This is a genomic window from Streptomyces rubellus, assembly GCF_036323805.1.
In the GTDB taxonomy this organism is placed as follows: domain Bacteria; phylum Actinomycetota; class Actinomycetes; order Streptomycetales; family Streptomycetaceae; genus Streptomyces.
Map to the genome: position 1 here is coordinate 81,813 of NZ_JAZDCX010000013.1, position 24,169 is coordinate 105,981.

Annotated in this window: 19 protein-coding genes and 1 pseudogene; 9 read left to right on the top strand and 11 right to left on the bottom strand. The window is 75.2% G+C overall.

Going from position 1 to position 24,169, the window contains the following annotated elements; genetic code table 11:
• Positions 1-44: 44 nt before the first annotated feature.
• Positions 45-2,540 carry a malto-oligosyltrehalose synthase gene (gene treY / locus V1L54_RS17065; RefSeq protein ID WP_330118868.1) on the top strand — a complete coding sequence of 832 codons (2,496 nt, stop codon included), beginning with the start codon at positions 45-47 and terminating at the stop codon, positions 2,538-2,540.
• A 314-nt stretch (positions 2,541-2,854) separates the two neighbouring features.
• On the opposite strand, the gene V1L54_RS17070 is transcribed toward treY, so the two are convergent.
• Entirely contained in the window at positions 2,855-3,397 is a 543-nt protein-coding gene (locus V1L54_RS17070; protein WP_330118869.1) for an FHA domain-containing protein, read from the bottom strand.
• A gap of 311 nt (positions 3,398-3,708) precedes the next feature.
• Between V1L54_RS17070 and V1L54_RS17075 the strand changes: the two genes are divergently transcribed.
• Together V1L54_RS17075 and treZ are read left to right on the top strand one after the other, a co-directional pair.
• Complete coding sequence (locus tag V1L54_RS17075; RefSeq protein WP_330118870.1) at positions 3,709-4,650, top strand: GNAT family N-acetyltransferase; 942 nt, start codon at positions 3,709-3,711, stop codon at positions 4,648-4,650.
• Positions 4,651-6,113: 1,463 nt separating this feature from the next.
• Complete coding sequence (gene treZ, locus V1L54_RS17080) at positions 6,114-7,853, top strand: malto-oligosyltrehalose trehalohydrolase (protein WP_330118871.1); 1,740 nt, start codon at positions 6,114-6,116, stop codon at positions 7,851-7,853.
• A 339-nt stretch (positions 7,854-8,192) separates the two neighbouring features.
• Here treZ and V1L54_RS17085 read toward each other — a convergent pair whose 3' ends face one another.
• The 5 genes from V1L54_RS17085 to V1L54_RS17105 form a co-directional block, all read right to left on the bottom strand.
• Positions 8,193-9,587: a polysaccharide pyruvyl transferase family protein gene (locus V1L54_RS17085; RefSeq protein ID WP_330118872.1), complete on the bottom strand. Its 1,395-nt coding sequence runs from the start codon at positions 9,585-9,587 to the stop codon at positions 8,193-8,195.
• A gap of 16 nt (positions 9,588-9,603) precedes the next feature.
• Positions 9,604-10,020, bottom strand: coding sequence for a peptide-methionine (R)-S-oxide reductase MsrB (msrB, locus tag V1L54_RS17090; RefSeq protein ID WP_330118873.1), 417 nt, complete (start codon positions 10,018-10,020; stop codon positions 9,604-9,606).
• Positions 10,021-10,034: 14 nt separating this feature from the next.
• On the bottom strand, positions 10,035-11,438 hold the full coding sequence (gene murC / locus V1L54_RS17095; RefSeq protein ID WP_330118874.1) for a UDP-N-acetylmuramate--L-alanine ligase: 1,404 nt from the start codon (positions 11,436-11,438) through the stop codon (positions 10,035-10,037).
• Between the two features lie 285 nt (positions 11,439-11,723).
• Positions 11,724-12,209 carry an indole-3-glycerol phosphate synthase gene (locus V1L54_RS17100; protein ID WP_330118875.1) on the bottom strand — a complete coding sequence of 162 codons (486 nt, stop codon included), beginning with the start codon at positions 12,207-12,209 and terminating at the stop codon, positions 11,724-11,726.
• A 143-nt stretch (positions 12,210-12,352) separates the two neighbouring features.
• Positions 12,353-13,234, bottom strand: a complete 882-nt coding sequence (locus tag V1L54_RS17105) for a dihydrofolate reductase family protein (protein WP_330118876.1) — start codon at positions 13,232-13,234, stop codon at positions 12,353-12,355.
• A 66-nt stretch (positions 13,235-13,300) separates the two neighbouring features.
• On the opposite strand from V1L54_RS17105, the gene zapE reads away from it, so the two are divergent.
• From zapE to V1L54_RS17120, 3 genes are all read left to right on the top strand, one after another.
• Positions 13,301-14,461, top strand: a complete 1,161-nt coding sequence (gene zapE, locus V1L54_RS17110; protein ID WP_330118877.1) for a cell division protein ZapE — start codon at positions 13,301-13,303, stop codon at positions 14,459-14,461.
• 141 nt (positions 14,462-14,602) lie between these two features.
• Positions 14,603-16,015 carry an alkaline phosphatase PhoX gene (locus tag V1L54_RS17115; protein ID WP_330118878.1) on the top strand — a complete coding sequence of 471 codons (1,413 nt, stop codon included), beginning with the start codon at positions 14,603-14,605 and terminating at the stop codon, positions 16,013-16,015.
• A 112-nt stretch (positions 16,016-16,127) separates the two neighbouring features.
• Positions 16,128-17,162, top strand: coding sequence for a polysaccharide deacetylase family protein (locus V1L54_RS17120; protein ID WP_330118879.1), 1,035 nt, complete (start codon positions 16,128-16,130; stop codon positions 17,160-17,162).
• Between the two features lie 45 nt (positions 17,163-17,207).
• Here the strand turns inward: V1L54_RS17120 and V1L54_RS17125 are convergent, their stop codons facing one another.
• The 3 genes from V1L54_RS17125 to V1L54_RS17135 form a co-directional block, all read right to left on the bottom strand.
• Positions 17,208-17,381, bottom strand: coding sequence for a hypothetical protein (locus V1L54_RS17125; protein ID WP_330118880.1), 174 nt, complete (start codon positions 17,379-17,381; stop codon positions 17,208-17,210).
• 86 nt (positions 17,382-17,467) lie between these two features.
• Complete coding sequence (locus V1L54_RS17130) at positions 17,468-18,136, bottom strand: ABC transporter (protein ID WP_330118962.1); 669 nt, start codon at positions 18,134-18,136, stop codon at positions 17,468-17,470.
• 122 nt (positions 18,137-18,258) lie between these two features.
• Positions 18,259-19,191 (bottom strand): ABC transporter ATP-binding protein, encoded by a 933-nt coding sequence (locus V1L54_RS17135; RefSeq protein ID WP_330118881.1) that lies wholly within the window; start codon positions 19,189-19,191, stop codon positions 18,259-18,261.
• Between the two features lie 111 nt (positions 19,192-19,302).
• On the opposite strand from V1L54_RS17135, the gene V1L54_RS17140 reads away from it, so the two are divergent.
• Positions 19,303-20,082 carry a peptidyl-tRNA hydrolase gene (locus tag V1L54_RS17140; protein WP_330118882.1) on the top strand — a complete coding sequence of 260 codons (780 nt, stop codon included), beginning with the start codon at positions 19,303-19,305 and terminating at the stop codon, positions 20,080-20,082.
• Positions 20,083-20,116: 34 nt separating this feature from the next.
• Here the strand turns inward: V1L54_RS17140 and V1L54_RS17145 are convergent, their stop codons facing one another.
• Complete coding sequence (locus V1L54_RS17145) at positions 20,117-21,799, bottom strand: BCCT family transporter (protein ID WP_330118883.1); 1,683 nt, start codon at positions 21,797-21,799, stop codon at positions 20,117-20,119.
• Positions 21,800-21,991: 192 nt separating this feature from the next.
• On the opposite strand from V1L54_RS17145, the pseudogene V1L54_RS17150 reads away from it, so the two are divergent.
• Positions 21,992-23,294: pseudogene (locus V1L54_RS17150) on the top strand (MbnB/TglH/ChrH family RiPP precursor modification enzyme).
• Positions 23,295-23,316: 22 nt separating this feature from the next.
• On the opposite strand, the gene V1L54_RS17155 reads toward V1L54_RS17150, so the two are convergent.
• Positions 23,317-23,697, bottom strand: coding sequence for an EthD domain-containing protein (locus tag V1L54_RS17155; RefSeq protein WP_330118884.1), 381 nt, complete (start codon positions 23,695-23,697; stop codon positions 23,317-23,319).
• A 96-nt stretch (positions 23,698-23,793) separates the two neighbouring features.
• On the opposite strand from V1L54_RS17155, the gene V1L54_RS17160 reads away from it, so the two are divergent.
• Positions 23,794-24,168 carry a MerR family transcriptional regulator gene (locus V1L54_RS17160; RefSeq protein ID WP_330118885.1) on the top strand — a complete coding sequence of 125 codons (375 nt, stop codon included), beginning with the start codon at positions 23,794-23,796 and terminating at the stop codon, positions 24,166-24,168.
• Position 24,169: the final 1 nt, after the last annotated feature.

Below are 24,169 nucleotides of genomic sequence, written 5' to 3' on the forward strand. Positions count from 1 at the left end.
GACGCGGCGGATTCGGGCGCGGCTCGCCGGGAACACCCAAGCCCATGACGTCCGATCTGCCTCCCGAGTCGTCCCCGTCCCCTGCCGCCCGCACCGCCCCGCCCTCCCGTACCGCCCCGCCGACCGCCACCTACCGGCTCCAGCTCCAGCCGGGCTTCCCGTTCGCCGCCGCCGCCCGGGTGGTGCCGTACGTCGCCTCGCTGGGCGTGTCGCATCTGCACCTGTCCCCGGTGCTGGAGGCGGTCCCCGGCTCGGCGCACGGCTACGACGTGACCGGGCACGCCCGGGTGCGCGAGGAGCTCGGCGGCGAGGAGGGCCTGCGGGCGCTGGCGCGCACCGCCCGGGAGCACGGGCTGGGGATCGTGCTGGACATCGTGCCCAACCACATGGGCGTCCCCGCGCCCGAGCGGCTGAACGAGCCGCTGTGGGAGGTGCTGCGCGAGGGCCCGGCCTCGCCGTACGCCCGCTGGTTCGACATCGACTGGGAGGCCGGCGACGGCCGGGTGCTGCTGCCGGTGCTCGGCGGGCGGCTGGGCGACGAGCTGCGGGCGCTGTCCGTCCAGGGCGGCGTGCTGACCTACTACGACCACCGCTTCCCGCTGCGCGCGGGCACCGAGGACCTGCCGCTGCCCGAACTGCTGGACGCCCAGCACTACCGGCTGGCCTGGTGGCGGCTGGCCCGCACCGAGCTGAACTACCGGCGGTTCTTCACCATCTCCGACCTGATCGGGCTGCGCGTGGAGGACCCGGAGGTCTTCGCCGCCACCCACGAGTGCGTGCTGCGGCTGGTGCGCGAGGGCGTGGTGGACGGGCTGCGGGTGGACCACCCGGACGGACTGGCCGACCCCGGCGCGTACCTGCTGCGGCTGCGCGAGGAGACCGGCGGCGTCTGGACGGTGGTGGAGAAGATCCTCGGCCCCGCCGAGCGGCTGCCGGTGTCCTGGCCGGTCGCCGGGACCACCGGCTACGACGCGCTGCGCCACCTCGACGGCCTGTTCACCGACCCGGTGGGCCACGCGGAGCTGGTGCGGCTCCACCGGGAGTCCACCGGCGCCGCGCCGGACGAGGGCGGCGAGTGGGAGGCGACGGTGCGGCGGGCCGCGCGGGAGGTGGTCGCCCACGATCTGGCCGCCGAGGTGGAGCGGCTCACCCGGACGGCCGCGGCGGTGTGCGAGACCGCGCCCGGTCTGGCGCTGCGCGACCACGCGCCCTGGGCGCTGCGCACCGCCATCCGGGAGACGCTGGTGCGGCTGCCGGTGTACCGGCCGTACACCACCGCGGGCGGGCCGGTGAGCGCGGAGGACCGGGCGATGCTGGAGGAGGCCGCCGAGGGGGCGCGGGAGGCGTTCGCCGTGCCCGAGGAGGCCGCCTCGGTGGACGTGGTGCGGGACCTGGCGCTGGGCCGGCTGGGCACCGGGGCGGCGCAGCGGGACTTCTGCGCGCGCTTCGCACAGGTCAGCGCGGCGCTGCGGGCCAAGTCGGAGGAGGACACCGCCTTCTACCGGTACACGCCGCTGCTGTCGGCCAACGAGGTGGGCGGCAGCCCGGAGAACCCTCTGGTGGCACCGGAGGAGTTCCACGCCTACTGCGCGCGTCTCCAGCGCGACTGGCCGGCCACCGGCACCGTACTGTCCACGCACGACACCAAGCGCAGCGCGGACGTCCGGGCGGCGATCGCGGTGCTGAGCGAGTGCCCGGAGCGGTGGGCCGGGCTGCTGGCGGAGGCGGCGGAGGAGACGCTGCGCACCGGCGGCGTCGAGGCCCCGGACCGCCACCTGGCGTGGTCGGCGTGGCAGACGGCGTACGGCATGGGCTTCCCCGAACAGGAGCGGCTGGTGCCCGCGCTGCTGAAGGCCGTGCGGGAGGCGGGGCTGCGCACCAGCTGGACGGAGCCGGATCCCGGCTACGAGGAGGCCGTCGAGCGCTTCGCGGCGGCCGGGCCGGGCGGGCCGCCGCTGCACACGGTCACCGCCTTCGCCCGGGAGCTGCGGGAGCCGGTGCGGGCCAACGTGCTCGGCGCGGCGCTGCTGCACCTGACCATGCCCGGGGTGCCGGACCTCTACATGGGCACCGAGCGGGTGTACGCCGCGCTGGTGGACCCCGACAACCGCCGGCTGCCCGGCTTCCCCGCCGGGGAGGGCGCCGCGGACGAGGCGGACACCGCGGCGCGGGACGCCGAGGACCTGACGGGCGCCCTGCCGCCCGGGCTGTCGGAGGGGAAGCGGCGGCTGACCGTCGCCGCCCTGCGGCTGCGGCGCGAGCACCCCGAGTGGTTCGGCGCCGCGGCGTCGTACGAGCCGCTGCGGGCCGGCGGCCCGGCGGCGGACCACTGTGTGGCGTTCACCCGCTCCGGCGCGGTCGCCACCGTGGTCACCCGGCTCTCGCTGCGGCTGGCCGGGGCGGGCGGCTGGCGGGACACGGCGCTGGAGCTGCCGCCGGGGCGGTGGCGGGACGCGCTGGACGGCCGGACGGTCGAGGGGGCCGTCCCGCTGGCGGAGCTGCTGGCCCGCTCCCCGGCCGTGCTGCTGGTCCGGGACTGACCGCCCGGCACGGGCCCGCCCGTCTGCCCGGTGTGTCTCCCCGCCCCGGGCGGGAGACACACCGGGCGCGGAAGAGCACGCGGGTACCGCGAGGGCGGCACCGGCGAGTGGCCGTATCGCCGGGCCGCTACCGGCCGCCGGTTCCCGGTCCGCAGGGCCGGGGAGCAGCGCGGCCGGGCGGCCGCGAGGGGCCGTGGTGAGCGGCGGCGCGGGTGCGCCGTTCGCGGCGCACCCGGCCGGCACTGCCCGGGAGCCGGTGTCACCTGCCGTGGCCGCCGGCCGGACGGCAGAGGGCCGCGAACGCCGTCAGCAGCTCAGCGCCCGCTCAGCCGGAAGCTGACCTGCCCGAACCGCACGTGGTCCCCCGGCCGTACGCTCACCGACCCGGTCACCCGGCGGCCGTTGACCCAGGTGCCGTTGGACGACCCCAGATCGCGCAGCGTCCAGCCGCGCGGCGAGCTGTGCAGCTGGGCGTGCGCCCGGGAGACCGTCTCGTCGTTCAGCCGCAGCACCGAGCCGGGCGCGCGGCCGATGCTCATCGGGTACGGGCCGGGCGGGGGCAGCATCAGCTCCGGCAGCCGGGCCGTCCGCCAGGCCCGTCGCAGCCGTCCGGGCAGCGCCGAGAGCCCGCCGACGATCCTCAGCAGCACCGGCTCCGGCGGGGCCGGGCGCAGATCGTGGACCGCCGCCGCCAGTTCGTCGGCCCGGCGGGCGGTGAGGACCAGCTCCACCCGGCGCTCGAACGTCTGGTGCGACACGCGGCCGACGGCCGCGCTCTCCCGCAGCACCTCCAGGGCGCGCTCCCGGTCCTCGTCCGACGGGCGCGGCGGGACCGCTCCCGGCTCCAGAGATGCCATGACCGGTCATTCTCCGGACCCGGCCCCGGGCTGTCCAGCCCGGGGCCGGGGCGACCGGAAGCCGTCCACGCGCCCGCCCCGGTCCTGCCCCCGGCCACGGCGGGATGGCGCGGCGGGGCGCCGGAAAACACGTGGACGCCCGCCGGTCCCCCGGGCTACGGTGCCGTCACGCCCCTGCACCGGAAAGGGAGGTGAGAGCCGTGCACGCCGTCCGTACCCCTGCCGTCACGCGCTTCCGCCCCGTCCGCCGGGCGTTCCTCCTTCCCTGACGGGAGCGCGGCGGTGTCCGCGTTCTCCGCGAAGGAATCACCATGACCTCTCCGGCCCACCCGGCCTCCCCCGTCGTCCGCGCGCTCGCCGAGGGCGAGGCGCGCGAGCTGTTCACCTCCCTGTCCGCCCCCGCCGCGGACCTGATCGGCCCGCCCGTCATGGGGCGCCCGTACACCACCGTGGCCGAGGGCGGCGCGTACCGCCCCGAGTGGACCTGGGTGGCCCTGCGCGGCGGCGCGGTCGTCGCGCGGGCCGCGTTCTGGGGCGGGCCGCACGACACCGAGCCGGTCGTGCTCGACTGGTTCGACTTCACCGACCGCGACGCCGCGGTGGAACTGCTGCGGCGCGCCCCCTTCCGCGCCGGGTACGAGCTGGTGCTGCCGCCCGACTGGCGCGAGCGGGACGAGGTCCGCGCCGCCGCCGAGGCCCGTATCGAGGCGGCCGAGGCCGCCGGGTACGCGTTCGTGGTCGAGCGGTACCGCTATCTGTGGACCCCCGGGTGCGGGCTGCCCGAGCGGCCCGGGCGGCTGGAGTTCCGCCCCGTGCCGGACGGCGAGGCGGGCGACGAACTGGTCCTGGACGTGCTGCGCCGGGTCCACTCCGACACCCTGGACGCGCACGCCCGCCGCGCGATCGCCGCGGGCGGCGTGGAGCGGGCGGCCCGGGAGGAGCTGGACTTCTTCCGCTGGTGCCCCTCGCCGCGCGACTGGTGGCGGCTGGCGTACACGCCCGGCGGCGAGCTCGCCGGCATCCAGGTCCCGGCCCGCAACCCGTCCGGCCCGTGCGTCGGCTTCATCGGCGTGGTACCCGAGCGGCGCGGCCACGGCTACGCCTACGACCTGCTGGTGGAGTGCACCCACCAGCTCGTCGCCGAGGGCGCGCGGAGCATCGCGGCGGCCACCGACGTCACCAACACCCCGATGGCCGCCCACTTCGCCCGGGCCGGGTATCCGGTGACGCAGCGCCGCGTGTGCCTGGGGTGAGGGGACGTCGAACGGACCCGTCCGGAGTCCGGCGTGCGCCCTCGCCGCGGACGGCGGGGTCCCGCGGTGAGACGTCCCCGGTGGGTGAACTTGGCGCGCTCGGCCCGCGTGAGCGCGGAGAGCGCGCGCGAGCCCGCCACTACTACTGGCGAGCCGCCTGGTCCCGCGGTGACAAGGAATTCTCCAGGCGCGCGCCGTAAGTTGTTCGCCGGTAGATGAGTCGGAGGCGGCTGCTGATGTCTGCTGAGATGTTGGGCGTGCTCGCCGGCATAGGGGGCACCATCGTCGCGGCCGTCACCGCGTTGGCGATCTCCCGGATCGGGCAGCGTTCTCCCAAAGAGCAACTTGAGCTGGCCGATGTGCACGTTGGCCACAGAGGCCGGGCCGTGGATCCCACGGAGATCGACGTCAAGCTGCGCAATCGCGGCGGGCAGCCGACCATCGTCAAGCGAATGACGTTGGAAGTCATTCGGTCAGCCAGGATTCAGGTACTGGACGTACTGCTTCCGTACTCCGACAGCTCAGGGCCTGCTCTACTGGCGCCATCGGCCACATACGAAGTGACACTCCCGGCTCCGCGCATCGGCAGGATCGCCCCCGTCGAGAAGCACGTCTCGCACGAGATCGGCCCGTTGCAGGCGGATCGTTTCAAGGTCTTGCTCCGTGCCGAGACCGCCCCGTCCCAGGGACGGCCTCATGAGCATCCGGGGGAGACCTTCGTGTACTTGCTCCGTCTCGTCCTGACGCGGGACGGCGGCGACAAGCACCTCTCGTCAAAACCGGTCGCAGCTGCCTGCCCCGGTAACGCGGTACACGTGCCGAACACGGACCAGCTGGCTGAGCGGGTGCACGGTTTCCACAGCGCCTGCGACGCGGTACGTGACGCGATCGACAGCGAACTGAGGGAGTGGGGAAGCGCCGTGCCCGACTGGTCCGGAGGAGTGGTGCGCCGCGGGGACCTGCCGTCCGACCTTGCCGTCTGGGAGCGCTACCGGGTCAACGACCGCTTCTGGGACCCCCGGTCGGCCGTCGCCGACTATCTGGAGACGGCAGCACGGATCCTGCGATCACATCGTCGCGGAGATCGGGCGCATCCCCCGGGGCACCTTCCGGGACGGACTGGACGAGCTGGCCGAGCAGGCACAGGCCACCTTGCGCGGACTCCCGGAGCTGGCCGAGACGCTGCTAGGGCCAGAAGCGCGCCGCCAGTGACTCTCCTCCCTCGGGCAGAACGAGTCCCGCGGCCTGGCACGGGCTCGGGTACCCGGCCACCCGCATGCCTCCCCTTCCGGGGCGCGGCGGCCCCGTGGTGCCCTCCGCTCACGCGGCCGGGAGCCGGGGGCGGCCCCCGCGCCCCGGCCCGGCGGGGAACACCGGGCGGTGCCCGCGTGAGGTCCGCGGTGAACGGGCCCGGAGCGGGCATGCTGGACCTCTGACGTGCCGTCGGCCACAAGGAGACGCCAGTGCTGTTCGAGGTGTGGGCACCGGACGCGCGAGAGGTCGCGCTGCACACGGGGGACGAGGAGTTCCCCATGGCGCGCGACCCGGAGCGCGCCGGGTGGTGGCGGGCCGAGGCGTCCGCCGGGCACGGGACCCGCTACGGCTTCTCGCTCGACGGCGGGCCCGTCCTGCCCGATCCCCGCGCCCGGCGGCTGCCGGACGGGCCCGACGGCCCGGCCGCGGTGGTGGACCACGGCGCGTACTCCTGGCGGCACGAGTGGGCCGGACGGGACCTGGCCGGCGCGGTGCTGTACGAGCTGCACGTCGGCACCTTCACCGAGGCGGGCACCTTCGAGGCGGCGGCCGGACGGCTGGGCCACCTGGCCGGCCTCGGCGTCACCCACGTCGAGCTGATGCCGGTCAACTCCTTCCCCGGCACCCACGGCTGGGGCTACGACGGGGTGGCGCCGTGGGCGGTGCACGAGCCCTGCGGCGGGCCCGACGGCCTCAAGCGCTTCGTGGACGCCGCGCACGCGCACGGTCTGGGCGTCGTCCTGGACGTGGTGCACAACCACCTGGGGCCCTCGGGCAACCGGCTGCCGGAGTTCGGCCCGTACTTCACCGATCGCCACCACACCCCGTGGGGCTCGGCGGTCAACCTGGACGCGCCCGGCTCGGACGAGGTGCGGGCGTACTTCATCGGCAGCGCGCTGGCCTTCCTGCGCGACTACCGGCTGGACGGGCTGCGCCTGGACGCGGTGCACGCGCTGGTGGACGAGAGGGCCGAGCACTTCCTGGCCGAGCTGTCGGCGGCCGTGGACGCCCTGGCCGAGGAACTGGGCCGCCCGCTGTTCCTGGTCGCCGAGTCCGACCGGAACGACCCGCGCACCACCGCGCCGCGCGCGGCCAACGGGCTGGGGATCCACGCGCAGTGGAACGACGACTTCCACCACGCCCTGCACACCGCGCTGACCGGTGAGGCCCAGGGCTACTACGCCGACTTCGCCCGTGCCCCGCTGGCGGCCCTGGCCAAGACGCTGACCGGCGTGTTCTTCCACGACGGCACGTACTCGTCCTTCCGGGGCCGCCGCCACGGCCGCCCGGTGGACCGTACGGCCACCGAGACCCGCCGCTTCCTGGCCTACGCCCAGACCCACGACCAGATCGGCAACCGGGCCCAGGGCGACCGGCTCGCCGCCCACCTCTCCCCCGGTCTCGCGGCCTGCGCGGCGGCGCTGGTGCTGTGCGGGCCGTACACGCCGATGCTGTTCATGGGCGAGGAATGGGGGGCGCGCACCCCCTGGCAGTACTTCACCGACCATCCCGACCCCGAGCTGGCGGAGGCGGTACGGCGCGGGCGGCGGCGGGAGTTCGCCGCGCACGGCTGGGCCGAGGAGGACGTGCCCGACCCGCAGGACCCGGCCACCCGGCTGCGGTCCTGCCTCGACTGGGACGAGCCGCGCCGCGAGCCGCACGCCGACCTGCTGGCCTGGCACCGGGCGCTGATCGCGCTGCGCCGCGCCCATGTCTCGCCCCGTACGGTGCCGGCCGACGTGCACGTCTCCTTCGACGAGGAACGGCGCTGGCTGTACCTGCGCCACGGCGGGCTGCACCTCGCGGTGCACCTGGCCGCCGAGGGCACGGCCGAGATCCCCCTGACGGTGCACACGGCCGACGAGCTGGCCTCCTGGGGGGTGTGCGAGCCGCCGAGGGGCGACGGCCTGCTGCGGCTGGGCCCGCACTCGGCGGCGGTGCTGCGGTAGGCGTACCGCCGCGGCGGGCGGGGCACGGGCGGGCCGTGCCGGGCCCGCGCGAGGCGCCTGCGCGCCGAAGCCCGACGGCGCCACCGCGCCGACCGCACGCGGCGCGGCGCGGGCGGGCCGGGAGGCGGCCACGCCCCGCGGGGGCGCCCCGGCCGTGCCGTCGCGGCGGCGCGGGCGGCGGGTGACCGGCGGCCGGGCGGCACGCCGCCCGGCCCCGGAGGCCGGCGGCGAGCAGGCGGCCGGGAAACCCGGCGGCGTCCCGTACCCGCCGTCGCTCCCGGTCCCTCCCGCGGGAGGGGCGGAGGTTGTCCGGCTTCCCGGCGCCGCCGCGGGGAGCCGCTACCGCCTGACGACCCGGCGCCGGACAGCCCGGCCGACCCGCACCACCGCGTTGCCGGACCGCCCCCGTTCCAGGGCGGCCAGCCGCTTCTCCAGCGTGGTGACCCGCTTGGTCAGCTCGGCGATCTTCTTCGCGGCCTCGTCGTCACGCTGCCTGAGCCGGCTGAAGCGGTAGCCGAGCCGGCCGTCGTCGGTGCCGTCCCACACGTCGATGGCGGGCGGGAGATCCAGCTCCCGCAGCCGGGCGTCGAAGGCGGCGCCGCCGTCGCCGTGGGTGAAGGTGTTCCGCAGCCCGTGCCTGTCGAGGAACGACGCGAAGCGCTCGAAGCGCTCGGGGTGCCCCTTGACCAGGGGGCCGAAGTCGGCCTGCTCGTACAGGTCGGCCGGGTCGACGTCGGGCGGCACCTCGGTGAGCATGCGGTGCGGGATGTCGAAGTACCGGCACAGCTCCAGGGTGCGCGAGTCGTGGCACAGCACGGTGCACGGCGTCCCGGCGAGCAGCGCCGCGATGTTGCCGTGGATCCGGGTGCCGAAGGAGAAGTCGCGCTCGCTCAGCTCCTTGATCCAGGTGGCGGAGTCGGAGTAGAGACGGACCTTGTTCTCGCGGTACAGCGGGTGGGTGCGGTGGATCGGCATGGTCGAGTGGTTGCCGGCCGCCTCCGAGACGTCGCCCCAGAACATCAGTTCCGCGTCGATGAGGTTCTGGGCGATGTAGACCAGGTCGGGGTAGCGCTCCCAGGCGGCGGTCACGAACCTGCCGACCTCGCCGCTGGTGCGCAGGGCGCTGTGCGAGGCGTTGACGGAGATGCGGGAGTCGCGGGTGAGGGCGTCGACCCGCTTCTCCACCCGGATCTCGGGGCCGTGCAGGAACATCGACGGGCAGCCGATGACCTCGACGTCCCGGAAGCCCAGGCCGTTGAGGTAGCTCTGGGTGAACTCGCCGCGCACCCCGACCGACGGCGAGTGGTCCAGCACGGCCTTCATGAACCGCTTGACCGGCTCCTCGATCCGGCGCAGTCGCTCGGGGTCGTAGCCCAGGGTGCTCTGCGCGCCGACGCCGAGGACGACCACGGGGATCTTGAGCTGCTCGATCAGGCGCGCCAGCCGGTCCAGGGAGCCGGCGAAGGAGATCCGGAAGGCGTTCGCCAGGGGGATGACGAAGACGTCGTACTCCTCGTTGATCCGGGCGGCGGCCCTCGGGTCGGCCTTGAGGCCGTTGGAGACGACCTCGGTGTCCGGCAGGGTGAGCAGTTTGTGCGCGGCGTCGCTGAAGACCAGGTTCCCCGAGTTGGTGCCTATCAGGTCCCGGTGTATCACTCCCTCGGCCGGGACCGCGTCGAAGGGGCTCTTGCCCGATCTGATCAGGATTCTCTTCGTCGGCCGGGTTTCGTTCATGCCCGGGCTCTCCTCATCACTCGGTGTTTTCCTCGCGCGGCACCAGCCGCAGGGAGATGGAATTGATGCAGTAGCGCTCGTCGGTCGGGGTGGGGTACCCCTCGCCGCGGAAGACGTGGCCCAGGTGGGAGCCGCAGCGGGCGCAGCGGACCTCGGTGCGGACCATGCCGTGGGAGCGGTCCTCGCGCAGCTCGACCGCCGAGGAGTCCGCCGGGTCGAAGAAGCTGGGCCAGCCGCAGTGGGACTCGAACTTGGTGTCCGAGCGGAAGAGTTCGGCTCCGCAGGCCCGGCACTGGTAGACCCCGGTGGTCCTGGTGTCGGTGTACTCGCCGGTGAAGGGGGGCTCGGTGCCCGCCTCGCGCAGCACGTGGTACTCGGCGGGGCTCAGCTCCTGCCGCCACTGCTCCTCGGTCCTGTCGATCTCGTACGCCATGGGGGTGCCTCCTGTCACTTCGCCAGCCGGTCGAGGAGGGCCGGACCGAGTTCGGTGACGTCGCCGGCCCCCATCGTCAGAACGAGGTCACCGGGCTCCGCCATTCCGGCGAGCGCCGCAACGGCCTGCTCCGGGGCGGACTCGGCCCGCACCGCGGCACCCGCCGCGCGGGCGGCGTCCACGACGAGGGCGCTGGTGACGCCCGGGACGGGGTCCTCGCGGGCGGGGTAGATCTCCAGGACGACCGAGGCGTCGGCCAGGGCCAGGGCCCGGCCCATCTCGGCGCCCAGTTCCCGGGTGCGGCTGAACAGGTGGGGCTGGAAGAGCACCAGCACCCGGCCGCCCTCCGCGGCGTCCCGGACGGCCTCCAGGTCGGCGGCCATCTCGGTGGGGTGGTGGGCGTAGGAGTCGATGACCCGCACGCCGCGCGCCTCGCCCTTGGGCTGGAGGCGCCGGTTGACGCCGGTGTACGAGGTGAGGGCGGCGGCCAGCCGGTCGGCCGGGACGCCCAGGGCCGCTCCGGCGGCGAGCGCGGCGACGGCGTTGTGGGCGTAGTGGCGGCCGGGGACGGAGACGGTGAAGTCGATCTCCACGCCCTCGTGCCGGACGGTGACCTCGCTGGTCAGGCCGCGGGGGACGGTTTTGAGGACCCGCGCGTCGGCATCGGCCGCCTCGCCGTAGGTGACGATCCGCGGCTCGCCGGGCGCCTTGCGGGCGCGGAGGCGGGCGGTCAGCTCGCGGGCGCCGTCGTGGTCGGCGGAGACCACCAGGGTGCCGCCTGGGCGGAGGCGGTCGACGAAGGTCTCGAAGGACTCGTGGATCTCCGCCAGGGAGGCGTAGTTGGCGTGGTGGTCCAGCTCCACGTTGAGGACGATCGCCACCTCGGGCGCGTACTTGTGGAAGCTGCGGTCGCTCTCGTCGGCCTCGGCGACGAAGATCTCCCCCTCGCCGTGGTGGGCGTTGGTGCCGGGGCCGTCGAGGTCGCCGCCGATCGCGTACGAGGGGTCCAGGCCCATCGTGCGCAGGGCGACCGCGAGCATCGAGGTGGTGGTCGTCTTGCCGTGGGTGCCGGCGACGGCGATGGGGCGCAGGCCGTCCATCAGGGCGGCCAGCGCGTCGGAGCGGTGCACCACCCCGACACCGCGCTCGCGGGCGGCGGCCAGTTCGGGGTTGTCCTCGCGGATGGCGCTGGAGACGACGACGGCGGTGGCGTCGTCGGCCAGGTGTCCGGCGGCGTGACCGATGTGGACTCTCACTCCGAGGGCGCGCAGCGCGTCGGCGGTGGCGGACTCCCTGGCGTCGCTTCCGGCGACCCGGGCGCCGCGCCGGGCGAGGATCTTCGCGATGCCGGACATTCCGGCGCCGCCGATGCCGATGAAGTGGGGTCGCTCCAGCGCGGGCGGCAGACCGGGTGCCATGCGGTGTCCTTTCGGGCCCGGGTGTCCGGGAGGTGTTCTTCCGGTGTGGTCGGGGTGTCCCCGGCGCGAACCGCCCGCGGAGCCCGGGAGCGCTCCCGGCCCCCGTGCCGCGCCCACGCGCGCACGTGTCCCACGGATCAAGGCACGCGGACACCCGCCGGAGGCTCGCGTTCCCACCCTATGCGAGGCTCGCGGATGCCCCCAGTCCACGTGCCCGGCGCACCGGCTCGGCTCCGCGCCCCGGTCCCCGGCGCGTCCGGTCGCACCCGGCCGCTTCCGGGGGCGCTAGTCGTTGTGGGCGAACAGCTTGAGCACCGGGACACCGACCCGGTGACGGGCCCGGGAGGCCCAGTCGCGGTGGAAGAACTCCTCGACCAGATGGGGCGCGGTCAGGACGATCACCTCGTCCGCCCGGGTTTCGCGGACGACGGAGGTGAGCAGATCGATCGGGTGGTTCCTGACGATCTGTCCGACGGCGTCCGCCCCCGCGGCGCGCAGCGCCTCCAGCGAGTGCTCCAGGGAGCGTTCGGCCGGGGAGACCGGCCCGTCCTCCCCCGTCACCTCCCCCTCCCCCTCCCCGGCGGCCTCGCGCACGGCCTCGTCCAGCTCGCCGAGCGCCACGTCGTCCAGGGCGCGCAGCAGCCGGTCCTGGTCGCCGCGCGGCTGCATCAGCACCACGAAGGAGACCGGCTCGTCCCCGTGGAGGGTGGTGACGAGCTCCACATCCGCGGGCACCAGCGGCTTCTCGATCATCAATACGCTCGTGAACACTGCGGGCGCCCTTCCTCGTGGCGGGTCCGGTGACCCGTGCGAAACCATCCCGTCCCGCGTCGCGCGGGGGTTGTACATTTCACTCTGCGTATCTCATTCTGTGCATGTCACACCTTCCCGTACGGATTCCCGGTATCGGCGGATCATTCCTGTCGTCCCGTCATGGTGCCGACCCTGCGGTAGCGGGTGAAGAGGAACCCCTCCTCCTCCAGCAGGGACAGCAGTTCGTACGCCAGCGGCACCTCGGGGCCGGGGACACCGGGGCCGCCGGTGATCCGCCCGGCGTCTCCGGCGGTGAGCCGCGGCGAGAGGGTCAGACACAGCTCGTCCAGCACGCCCGCCGCCGCGAACTGCCCCAGCAGCCGCGGACCGCCCTCGGTGAGCAGCCGGGTCAGACCCCGCTCCGCCAGCACCCCAGGTATCCGCGCCGGGTCCACCGCGGCACCCTCCCCCGCGTGCAGCACCACCGCGCCCGCCCGCCGCGCCGCCGCCTGCCGCCCGGCCGGGGCGTCCGCGCCGGTGATCACCAGGGTGGGCACCAGCGGCCCGGTGAACAGCGGCAGGGAGAAGTCCAGTTCCAGCCCGGCGCTGACGACCGCGACCGCCGGGGCCGGCCCCTGTCCGGCCGCCGCGCGCCGGGCGGCGAACGCCTCGCGTGCGCGGGCGGGCCGGTAGCCCTCCTGCCGTACCGTTTCAGCGCCGACGACCACCACGTCCGCCAGCCCCCGCAGCACCCCGAAGATCCGCATGTCGGCGTCCGAGGAGAGCGGCTGGGAGCGCCCCCGGTGGTGGGCGGCGCCGTCGAGCGAGGAGACCATGTTGCCGCGCAGCCAGGGCACCGGTCCGTCCGGCCCGCCCGGCCACGCGGCGGGCGGGTAGGCGTACGCGTCGGCCAGTTCGTCCAGGCTCCACCGGCCGTCGGTCCCACCGGGGCCCGGGGCCCGGGGGCCGGCCGCGAGAGGACCGGGCGGGGCGTCGGCGAGGGCCTCGGACAGGGGCTCCGGAGCGGGGAACAGACGTCGCATACCGCGCAGTGTGGCACGGCTCACGGACGCGCTTCGCGCCCCGCCACGCCCCGTAGAGTGGGGAGGGTGCCGTCCTCCACCGCCTCGATACGCCCGACGACCGACGAGACCGCCCCGCTGTCCCTGTGCGACCGCCGCCCGCACGTCCCGGCCGAGCGGCTGGTGGCGGAGCTGGTCCCGCCACCGCGCTTCGACTCGGTGCGCTTCGGCAACTACCTCCCGGACCCGGAGCAGCCCAGCCAGGCCGAGGCGGTACGGGTCCTGAGCGAGTTCGCGGCCGGGATCGGCGGCCCGGCGGCGGACGGCGGCGGGGGCGGCATCCGCCGCTGGTTCCGCCGGGGGGACCGGCCGGCCCGGCCGTCCGGGCCGCGCGGGGTCTACCTCGACGGCGGCTACGGCGTCGGCAAGACCCATCTGCTGGCCTCCCTGTGGCACGCGACCGACGCGCCGCCCGAGCGCAAGGCGTTCGGCACCTTCGTGGAGCTGACCAACCTGGTGGGCGCACTCGGCTTCCAGCGGACGGTGGACACGCTCGGCGGGCACCGGCTGCTGTGCATCGACGAGTTCGAGCTGGACGACCCGGGCGACACCGTCCTGGTCTCCACCCTGCTGGGCCGGCTGGTCGAGGCGGGCGTGGCACTGGCCGCCACCTCCAACACCCTGCCGGGCAGGCTCGGCGAGGGCCGCTTCGCCGCCGCCGACTTCCTGCGCGAGATACAGGGGCTGGCCGCGCACTTCCGCGCGCTGCGCATCGACGGCGAGGACTACCGGCACCGCGGCCTGCCCGAGGCCCCGCCGCCCGCCGGCGAGGCGACGGTGACCGGCGTCGCGCACCGCACCCCCGGTGCCTCCCTCGACCACTTCCCCTCTCTTCTGGAGCACCTCGCCCAGGTCCACCCCAGCCGCTACGGGGCGCTGTGCGACGGACTGCGGGCGGTCTGTCTGACGGATGTCCGGCCGGTGCCGGACCAGTCCACCGCGCTGCGCCTGGTCGTCCTCGCCGACCGGCTCTACGACCGCGAGGTGCCGGTGCTGGCCTCCGGGGTGCCCTTCGACCGGCTCTTCGGCGAGGACATGCTGGGGGGCGGCTACCGCAAGAAGTACTTCCGCGCGATCTCCCGGCTCACCGCGCTCGCCCGTGACGCCCGGCGGCTGACCGGGGAGGCACCGGACGGGGCGGACGGGGACGGCCGCGGGGACCGGGCGCCGGACTCCGGGACCGTCTGACGGACCACCCCGTTCCGGGCCGCCCCGCCGTACGCCGGACGGGTCGCGCCGGACCGGCACCGGCCGCGCCCGGCCCGGGCCGGGCGCACCGCGTGCTACACCCGGTCTCAGCCCGTCCGCCGCAGGGAGCCGGAGCCACCCATGTCAGCAACCCGCCGCCAGGTCCTGGGGGGCCTGTTGACCGGAACCGGCGCCGTGGGGGCGGGCATCGCCCTCACCGGCGCCGTCACCGAACTGCTCACCGGCCCCGCCGCGCGGCTCGCCGGCGGCCGGACCGGTCACGGCCCGCTGGTCCCCGACCCCGGCGGCCTGCTCGACCTGCCGGCCGGCTTCCGCTACCGGGTGCTGTCGCGCCAGGGCGAGCCGATGCTCTCCGGGCAGGGCCCGGTGCCCGGCCACCACGACGGCATGGCGGCCCTGCCCGGTGCGTGCCCCGGGCGGCTGTGGCTGGTCCGCAACCACGAGAACAAGCCGGACGACACCCCGGTCCCGGTCCCCGCGGTGCGCGGCCTGGTGTACGACCCGGGGGCCGCGGGCGGCTGCACCGTCCTGGAACTGGCCCGGGACCGCACCCCGCCCGGCGCGCCGCCCGCGGAGCGGGTGCTGTCCGAACGGGTCGGCCTCGCGGGCACGGCCGTGAACTGCGCGGGCGGCCCCACCCCCTGGGGAAGCTGGCTGACCTGCGAGGAGAACGAGGACCGGGCGGGGACCAACGGCTACGAGCGGGACCACGGCTTCGTCTTCGAGGTGGACCCCGGCCCCGGCCGCCGCACCGTCCCCGAGCCGCTGACCGCGCTGGGCCGCTTCCAGCACGAGGCCGTCGCCGTCGACCCGCGCACCGGGGCCGTCTACGAGACCGAGGACGCCTTCGACCCGCCCTTCGGCCTGTTCTACCGCTTCCTGCCCCGCCGCCCGCTGGGCGGCTTCGGCTCGCTGCGCGCGGGCGGGGAGCTCCAGGCCCTGCGGGTGCGCGGCGTACCGGACCTGTCGGCCGTCCGGGAGCCCGGCACCGTCCTCGAACACGTCGAGTGGGTGCCGGTGCCCGACCCGCCGGCCCGCCGCACCCCCGTCCGGCTGCAGGACTTCGGCCGGGCCGGCATCACCCGCGGCCAGAAGCTGGAGGGCTGCTACTGGGCCGGGAGCTCGGTGTACTTCGTCTCCAGCTACGCACGCGCCCTGGAGGGCTCGGCCGCCGACCACTCCGGCCAGGTGTGGCGGTACGACCCGGCCCGCCGCCGGCTGACCCTGGTGGCGGTCTTCGGCCCGGACACCGGCACCGGCCTGCCCGGCGAGTCGCCGGACAACATCTGCCTCGCCCCCGGCGGCGGCCTGCTGGTGTGCGAGGACGGCGGCGGCGCCCAGTACGTCCACGGGCTGACCCGGCACGGCCGGGTGTACCCCGTGGCGCGCAACGCGCAGAACACCGGCACCCCCGAGCGGCCGGAGTACGGCGAGTTCGCGGGCGTGACCTTCGCCCCCGACGGCCGCACCATGTACGTCAACTGCTACGAGCCGGGCACCACGTTCGCCGTCACCGGGCCGTGGCGGCACTGACCGGCTCCCGGCCGGTGCCCGCCACCCCGGCCGGGGGGCGGCGGTAGTCCGACGGGAGCAGCGTGCCGCGCGGGCGGACCGGAACGCCGTCGCGGTCCGATACGTTCCGTTCATGCCGATCACGACCGTTTCCGCGCGCCGTGCCGCCACCGCCCTGACCGCCCTCGTCCTGGCCGCCGCCGCGGTGGCGGGCTGCGGCGCCCCGGACGACGGCCGCGGCCGGGCCGCGCCCTCCCCCGCGGCGGCGGACACCGCCCCGGGCGCCTCCCCGCCGGTTTCCCGGCCCTCCGTGTCCCACTCCGCGGGCACCGCCACCCCGGCCCCCGGCGGGTACCTCACCCTGCCGCTGTCCGCCAGCGGCCGTGTCCCCGTCCTCCGGCACGGGCCGCGCACCGGGGACGGCGGGGACGGCGGAGAGGAGGTGGCGGGTCCCGGGGGAACGGCGGGCCGGGCGTCCGGGGACCGCGTGGTGGCGCTGACCTTCGACGCCGCCCTGTCACCCGAGGACGCGAAACGCGCGGCCGAGGACGGCGTCCGCCACGACAACCCGGAACTGTTCGCCGCCCTGCGCCGCGCGAAGGCCCCCGCCACCGTCTTCATGACCGGCGTGTGGGCCCGCGCCCACCGGGACCGGGCCCGCGCCATCGGCCGCGACCGGCTGTTCGAGGTCGGCAACCTCTCCCGCTCCCACCGCGCCTTCACCCCCGACTGCGCGGGCCTGCCCGCCCTGGGCCCGGGGCGGCACCTGGCGGAGGTGCGCGACGGGCTGAAGGAGATCCGCGCGGCGGGCGTGTCACGGCCCACCCCGTACTTCCGCTTCCCCGGCGGCTGCCACGACGACCGGTCCCGGCGGGCCGTCGCACCGGCCGGGGTGACCGCGGTGGCGGGGGACGTGGACGCGGCGGACACCGGCGCGTCCGATCCGGAGGAACTCGCCGGACGGGTGCTGGAGAAGGTCAGGCCAGGTTCGGTGGTGGTCCTGCGCTGGGACCGCGAGCGGGCACCGGCCACCGCCGAGGCGGTCGGCCGCCTCGTCCCGGAGCTGCGCGAGCGCGGCTACCGCCTCGTCCGAGTCTCGGAGCTGGTCGCGGCGGCCATGGGCCGGGCGCCCGCCTCGCCGTCCGCATCCTCGGTCCCGCCCCGCTGAGCCCCGGCGCACCCCGCCCCCGGTACGGCCCGCCCGTCGGCGGGCTCAGCCGGAGCAGGCGACCCGCTCGGCCTCCTGCCAGCCGCACACCGGGCACAGCGTGGCGCCGGGCGTGCTCGCCGGGTACTCGGTGGGCTCGCCGCACCGCACACAGCGGGCCCGCTCCTCGCGCTCGGCGCCCTCGGCGCGGTCGGCGCGGTCTTCCGGTTCGTTCTCCATATCGCCGAGCCTACGGGCGCCCGCGGCCGTACGCGCCGGCCGCCGGCCGGTCCGCCGGGAAGCACGGGACGCCCCACGGCGCCGCGCTACCCCCGGCGGGCGGCGGCCCGGCAGCTCACCGCCACCGCCCCGGCGGCCACCAGCAGCGCCGCCGCGCACGGCAGCAGCGGCACCGGGACGTCGGCGGCGCGCGATCCGGTGACCAGCGCGCCGACCGCCGCGTTGGCCGGCGACCACGGGACCACCAGCGCCGCCACCGAGGCGAGCACGGTGGCGGGCACCGCCCGTCCGGTGCCGCGCAGCAGCGGCCGGTTGCACAGCGCCCCCACCGCCGTGCCCAGCAGCGCGCAGGTGAGCACGGCCAGCAGCCCGGCACCGGCCGCGGGCACCGGCGGTACGGCGGTGGCGCGGTCGCCGCCGTGCGGGCCGCCGATCACGGCGACGGCCACCGCACCGGCGGCGCCCAGCGCCACCGAGACGAGCAGCGCACCCAGCAGGGACGCCAGCTGGACCGCGCCCGGACCGGCCGACGCCGCGGCGCACCAGCGGGCGGCGGGCGGCTCGCCGGTGACGCAGGCCCTGGTCAGCCAGGCGGCCACCGGCAGCAGCACGGCGGCGGCGTAGCCGAGCGAGTCCAGGACCGGCTCCCCGCCCCGCACCCCGACCAGCAGGGCGGCGGCGTACAGCAACAGGGGCGGCAGCCAGCAGCGCGAGCGCAGCAGCAGGGAGGTCTCGTAGCGCACCAGGGCGGGCAGCACGGCCGCCGCGCCCCTGGCACCTCCGACCCCGGCGCCCGCGGCCACGGCCGGGGCGTCTCCCGCCCCGGCGTCCCCGTCCGGGGCCGTCCTGTCCGCCACCGTCTCCGGTCCGGTGTCCGTCATGGCCGCTCGTCTCCCCGCCGGTCCTTCCCCGTCCGTACGCCCCGCGGCCCGCGCGTCTCCCCCGGCCGGGCGCCCCCCGCCCGTACGCCCTCCGGCAGGGTGGTGACGGAGCGGACGTGCCAGGGCGGGTGGGCCTGGAGCAGGGCCCGCAGCAGCAGGTCGGAGTAGGGGGCGGGCACGGTCAGCCGCAGGGCGCCGCCGCCCGCGGGTTCGCGGACCGGATGACCGGGCAGCCCGTCCGGCGGCAGGGTCCCCGGCGGGCCCACCGCCTCCACGACGGCCTTCGGCCCGGCCGTCTCCCGCGCCTCCGCCGCCTCACCGGCGGCCGGCACCAGCCCCGCGTCCTCGATCCGGTGCACGTCGCTCTCCGCGCCCGCCAGCCGCCGCGGATCGTGGTCGACGAAGACGACCGTGCCGCCGGCCGCCACCCGTTCGGCGACCGCCCGGTCCAGCTCGGCGCTCGCCCGGCGGTCCAGTCCCGTCCACGCCTCGTCCAGCACCAGCAGCTCCGGTCCGGCCAGCAGCGCCTGGACGAGGGCGACCTTCTGGCAGCCGCCCTTGGAGAGCTCCGCCAGGGGCATGTCCGCCAGCCCTCCGGCGCCGAAGCGCTCCAGCCACCGCCGGGCGGCGGTGACCGCGGGACCGCGCCGCATCCCGTGGATCCGGCCCAGATGCGTCAGATAGCCGATCACGGTGAACGGCAGCGCGGCGGGGAAGCGCTCGGGCACGTACGCGGTGCGCGGACGGCCGGTGATCCGGCCCGCGCTGGGCGCGTCGATCCCGGCGAGCAGTCTCAGCAGAGTGGACTTGCCGCTGCTGTTGGCCCCCTCGATCCGCACCAGCGTCCCCGGGCGCAGTTCCAGGTCCACGTCGCGCAGCACCCACGGTTTGCCGATCCCGTAGCGGCGGCCGACGGCTTCCAGTCTCATGACGGCCGACCATAGCCGCCGGTCCGCGGCCCTGTCCGCGCTTCGCGGAACCCTTTCCCCCGCTTGAGGAAGGCATAAGGTCCCCTTCATCCCGGCTGGCACACTGACCCCGTGACCACGCCCGACGCCCCTTCCCCCGCCGCCTCCGACCCCGCGCCCGCAGACCCCGCGCCCGCAGACCGGGACGCCGCCCCGCAGTACGTCCTGCCGCTCGTCGTCCGGATCGAGCGGGCCACCCCGCCGGGCCCCCCGGCCCGCGCCGACGCGCTGGGGACGGCGGCGCGGGCGGTGCTCGCCCTGCTGTCCGACGAGCGGGCGACCGACCCCGGCGGCGACTGGCACCGGCTGGTGCGCGCCTGGCAGGACGGGCGCATCCGCAAGGTGGTGCGGCGGGCGCGGGGCGCGGAGTGGCGCCGGGTCCAGGCCCTGCCGGGCATCACGGTGACCGGTCCGGGCGCCGAGGGCTCCGTGGACGCCGGAGGCACCGCCCCGGCCGAGGTGCGGGTGTTCCCGCCCGTACCGCTGGACGGCTGGCCGAAGGAGCTGGCCCGGCTCCAGGTCTCCGGCACCGAGCTGACCGACCCCGCACCGCCCGTCGTCCCCGCCTCCGGGACACCCGTGCTGTGGCTGAACCCGGCGCTGGAGATGTCCGCGGGCAAGGCGATGGCCCAGGCCGGGCACGGCGCCCAGTTCACCTGGTGGGCGCTGGACGACGACACCCGCGCCGCCTGGCGGGCGGCCGGCTTCCCGCTCGCCGTCCGTACCGCCCCGCCCGGGCGGTGGGCGGAGCTGACGGCCTCCGGGCTGCCGGTGGTGCGCGACGCCGGGTTCACCGAGATCGCCCCGGGGTCGGCGACGGTGGTCGCCGACCACCCGGCGCTGCGCCGCTGAGTCCGGCGACGGGAAGAGGCGGGGCGGGCCCGCCTCACCTCTTCCCGCTGCCGCCCGTCCGTCGGTCCCGCAGCCTGCTGAGCCGGCTCGTCCCCTGTTCGCGCGGCCCGCGGTCCACTCCGCCGTTCCCGGCCCGTTCCGGGTCCTGCTCCGCCCGCTTCCGCAGCGTCGGGGGCGGGCCGGCGAGTTCGGGGAAGTCGGTCCGCAGCGCGCGCCGCAGCGAGTACATCATCAGGAAGGCCAGCACGAAGAACGGCAGGCCGAAGACCGTGATCACCTCGGCGAGCGCGTCGAGCGCGCTCCTGCCGGTGGCGGCGATCAGGGTGCCCGCGACCACGCCCTCGGTGATCGCCCAGAAGACCCGCTGCCGGGTCGGTCCGCCCTCGCCCCGCTGCCCGGCGCAGAGCATGTCCACCACCAGGGACGCCGAGTCCGAGGAGGTGGTGAAGAAGATGACCACGATCAGCACCGACAGGGCCGAGACGAGCGTGGTCAGCGGGTAGTTCTCCAGGAAGGTGAACAGCGCGCCGGGGACGTCGCCCTCCACGACGACCGTCCGGACGAGGTCGCTCTCGCCGTCCAGCTCCAGATCGATGGCGGACAGCCCGAAGACGCTGAACCAGACGATGGTGAAGGCGGTCGGCAGCCCCAGGACGCCGAGGACGAACTCCCTGATCGTGCGCCCCCTGGAGATGCGGGCGATGAAGATGCCCACGAACGGCGACCAGGTGATCGTCCAGGCCCAGTAGAACACCGTCCAGCTGCCCTGCCAGCCGGTGTCGGCGAAGGTGTCGTTCCAGAACGCCAGGGACACCAGCTGGGACAGGTAGACGCCGACGTTCTCGATGATGCCCTTGGCCAGGAACAGCGTCGCCCCGGTGACGAACACGAAGATCATCAGCCCGATGGCCATGGTGATGTTGATGTTCGACAGCCGCCGGATCCCCTTGTCCAGGCCGAAGACCACCGAGGTGGTGGCGATGGCCGTGATCACGGTGATCAGCAGGACCTGGACCAGGGAGTTCTCCGGCAGACCGAACAGCCGCGCGAGCCCGCTGTTGATCTGCAGGGTGCCCAGGCCGATGGAGACGGCGACGCCGAAGAGGGTGCCCATCACCGCCGTGATGTCCACGACCCGGCCCGCAGTGCCGTTGACGCGGTCGCCCAGCAGGGGCTGGAGGACCGAGCTGACCCGGAACGGCAGCCCGCGCACGTAGACGAAGTAGGCGAAGGTCAGGGCCGGCAGGCAGAAGATGGACCAGGTGTGCAGGCCGAAGTGGTACAGCGAGTAGGCCATGGCCATCCTGGCCGCCTCGACCGTCTGCGGCTCGACGCCCTGCTGCGGCGGCACGGCGAAGTGGCTGATGGGCTCGGCGACCCCCCAGAACATCAGGATCGTGCCGATCCCGGCGGCGAACAGCATCGCGAACCAGGCGCGCGTGCTGTACTCCGGGCGCTCGTCCTGCCCCCCGAGCCGCACGTGACCGTAGCGTCCGACGGCCATCCACAGCAGGAAGATCACGAAGCTGGTCACCCCGAGGATGTAGAACCATCCCAGGTTGGTGAGGAGCCAGTCCGAGGCCGTCGCGAAGATCCGGTCCACCTGCTCCGTCAGTGTGATCGCCGCGACGACGAACACGACCGTGAGCGCCGCGGAGGTGAAGAAGATGACGGAGTCGGTGCGGAGGCCGAGCCTTCGCTGCAGTTCGTCCAGCATGGATGTCTCCTGTGGGGGGTCAGCAGATTCTGTTCCCTTCTGGCCCCGGAGGCGGAAAGAACACGCGGAACGGGGCACATCGCGACCGGACAAGCTCAAATGAAGCTCTGAACCCGCCGCCGCGCGGTTGGCGTTCTCTCCCTCCGGAGATGACATCCGCGGGTCGGGAGGATCCGGAGAGGGGGCGCGGCCATGCGGCAGGCGGTGGCGCGGCTGGGCACGGGCATCGGCTGGCGGCCCGAGATCGCCGACGTGATCGACGCGCTGCCCGGCGTCGACTGGGTCGAGGTGGTGGCGGAGAACATCTGCCCGGACCACCTGCCCGAGGCCCTGCTGCGGCTGCGCGAGCGCGGCACCACGGTGGTGCCGCACGGGGTGGGGCTCGGCCTGGGCGGCGCCCACCGCCCGGCCCCGGCCCGGCTTGCGGCACTGGCGCGGCGGGCCGAGGTGCTGGACGCGCCGCTGGTCACCGAGCACATCGCGTTCGTCCGGGCCGGCGGCCCGGGGACCGGCGCGCCCGCGATGGAGGCCGGGCACCTGCTGCCGGTGCCGCGCACCCGCGACGCGCTGGAGGTGCTCTGCGAGAACGTGACCGTCGCCCAGGACGCCCTGCCGGTGCCGCTGGCGCTGGAGAACATCGCCGCCCTGGTCCGCTGGCCCGGCGAGGAGCTGACGGAGGCGCAGTTCCTCACCGAACTGGTGGAGCGCACCGGAGTCGGCCTGCTGATCGACGTCGCCAACCTGCACACCAACCACGTCAACCGCGGCGAGGACCCGTCCGCCGTGCTGGCCGGGCTGCCGCTGGAGGCGCTGGCGTACGTGCACGTGGCGGGCGGGGTGGAGCGGGACGGGGTGTGGCACGACAGCCACGCCCACCCGGTGCCCGAGCCGGTGCTGGGCATCCTGGCCGAGCTGTGCGCGCGCACCGCGCCGCCGGGGGTGCTGCTGGAACGCGACGACGCCTTCCCGCCCGGCGGCGAGCTGGCGGCGGAACTGTCCGCGATCCGCACCGTCTTCGAGGGGACGGCGGCCCGTGCCTGACATCCCCGACCGCACCGTCGCCCCCGACCGCGCCGGCACCACCGACACCGAGGCGGCCCGGGAACACCTCGCCGCGGCCCAGACCGCCCTGCTGGCCGCACTGACCGCCGGCGCCCCGGCGCCCGAGGGCTTCGACCCCGAGCGGCTGCGCGTCCAGGCCCGGGCACTGACCGCCAAGCGCGCCGCCGTCGTCGCCAGGCTGGCGCCCGAACTGCCCCGGATCCTGGGCGACGGCTACCGCCCGGCGTTCACCGCCTACGCCGACGGCCGCCCGCTGACCGACGGCCACCGCCAGGACGCCCTGCGCTTCGCCGCGCACCTGCTGGCGTCCGGCCCCCTGTCCCGTACCGAGCGGCGGGAGCTGCGCCGCTGGTACCGCGAGCGCTCCGGCGGGGCCCGTCGGGGGTGGGGCCCCGCCGGACGCCTGCTGCGCCGCCTGCTGACCGGCGCCTGAGCACCGCCCACCGAAATCCGGATCAGATCATGACCTTCTCCTCGGTGACCATAACCGCCACTGTGCTCATGTCGATGAATTTCGGTTCGTCCGGGTTGACCAGCTCCCTGTAGTTCTCGGAGGAGAAGAAGGCGTTGTGGTCTTCCCAGTTGTCGAACCAGATCTCCGTCAGGCCGTCATAGGCGGGACCCGGGTAGTTCTCGGCGGGCACCGGGTGCGACACGACATACTTCCGCACGTAGCGCCGCGCCTCCGGAATGGAGGTGAACAGCGGACCGTGCCGGTCCCGGTGATACTCGACGAACCGCTCGAAGGACATTCCTCCGACACGATTGATCATGAAGGCAAGCTTGATCAACGACTTCTCTCCTCCTCGCAGGGCCACACCGAGCACTGGACACACGAAGTGGCATGACAGGCAACCGCGGGGGTTAACCTAGACCCTCACATCGATGTGAGGGGCAAGTCGTTGTGACCCAGTACACAGCGGGGAGTTGGGATGCGAATCGGCGAACTGTCCGCCCGGACAGGAGTCAGCCGTCGGTCACTGCGCTACTACGAGGACCAGGGCCTGCTCGTCAGCTCACGCTCCGCCAGCGGGCAGCGCCACTACGACGACGGGCATGTCCGGCGAGTCCGGCTCATACAGGCGTTCCTGGCCGCGGGCGTGTCCAGCAGCAGCATCGCCGCGATGGTTCCCTGCATGGCGGAGCCCAGCAGGGAAAAGGCTCAGAAAGCTCTGGAAGTAATGAATCACGAGCGAGCCCGACTGTCCTTCGCGATGGACAGCCTTACTGCCGCCAGGTCCGCGCTCGATCATCTCATCGAGAACAATCAGAAATACCTGAGGGAGTCGGAGGAAGTCGAGTCGTAGA

Excerpts from the sequence above, each read along its gene's own strand:
- treY (WP_330118868.1), top strand. The coding sequence starts at position 45 with ATGACGTCCGATCTGCCTCCCGAGTCGTCCCCGTCCCCTGCCGCCCGC.
- V1L54_RS17070 (WP_330118869.1), bottom strand. The coding sequence starts at position 3,397 with ATGGCATCTCTGGAGCCGGGAGCGGTCCCGCCGCGCCCGTCGGACGAG.
- V1L54_RS17075 (WP_330118870.1), top strand. The coding sequence starts at position 3,709 with ATGACCTCTCCGGCCCACCCGGCCTCCCCCGTCGTCCGCGCGCTCGCC.
- V1L54_RS17085 (WP_330118872.1), bottom strand. The coding sequence starts at position 9,587 with ATGAACGAAACCCGGCCGACGAAGAGAATCCTGATCAGATCGGGCAAG.
- msrB (WP_330118873.1), bottom strand. The coding sequence starts at position 10,020 with ATGGCGTACGAGATCGACAGGACCGAGGAGCAGTGGCGGCAGGAGCTG.
- murC (WP_330118874.1), bottom strand. The coding sequence starts at position 11,438 with ATGGCACCCGGTCTGCCGCCCGCGCTGGAGCGACCCCACTTCATCGGC.
- V1L54_RS17105 (WP_330118876.1), bottom strand. The coding sequence starts at position 13,234 with ATGCGACGTCTGTTCCCCGCTCCGGAGCCCCTGTCCGAGGCCCTCGCC.
- V1L54_RS17115 (WP_330118878.1), top strand. The coding sequence starts at position 14,603 with ATGTCAGCAACCCGCCGCCAGGTCCTGGGGGGCCTGTTGACCGGAACC.
- V1L54_RS17120 (WP_330118879.1), top strand. The coding sequence starts at position 16,128 with ATGCCGATCACGACCGTTTCCGCGCGCCGTGCCGCCACCGCCCTGACC.
- V1L54_RS17125 (WP_330118880.1), bottom strand. The coding sequence starts at position 17,381 with ATGGAGAACGAACCGGAAGACCGCGCCGACCGCGCCGAGGGCGCCGAG.
- V1L54_RS17135 (WP_330118881.1), bottom strand. The coding sequence starts at position 19,191 with ATGAGACTGGAAGCCGTCGGCCGCCGCTACGGGATCGGCAAACCGTGG.
- V1L54_RS17145 (WP_330118883.1), bottom strand. The coding sequence starts at position 21,799 with ATGCTGGACGAACTGCAGCGAAGGCTCGGCCTCCGCACCGACTCCGTC.
- V1L54_RS17160 (WP_330118885.1), top strand. The coding sequence starts at position 23,794 with ATGCGAATCGGCGAACTGTCCGCCCGGACAGGAGTCAGCCGTCGGTCA.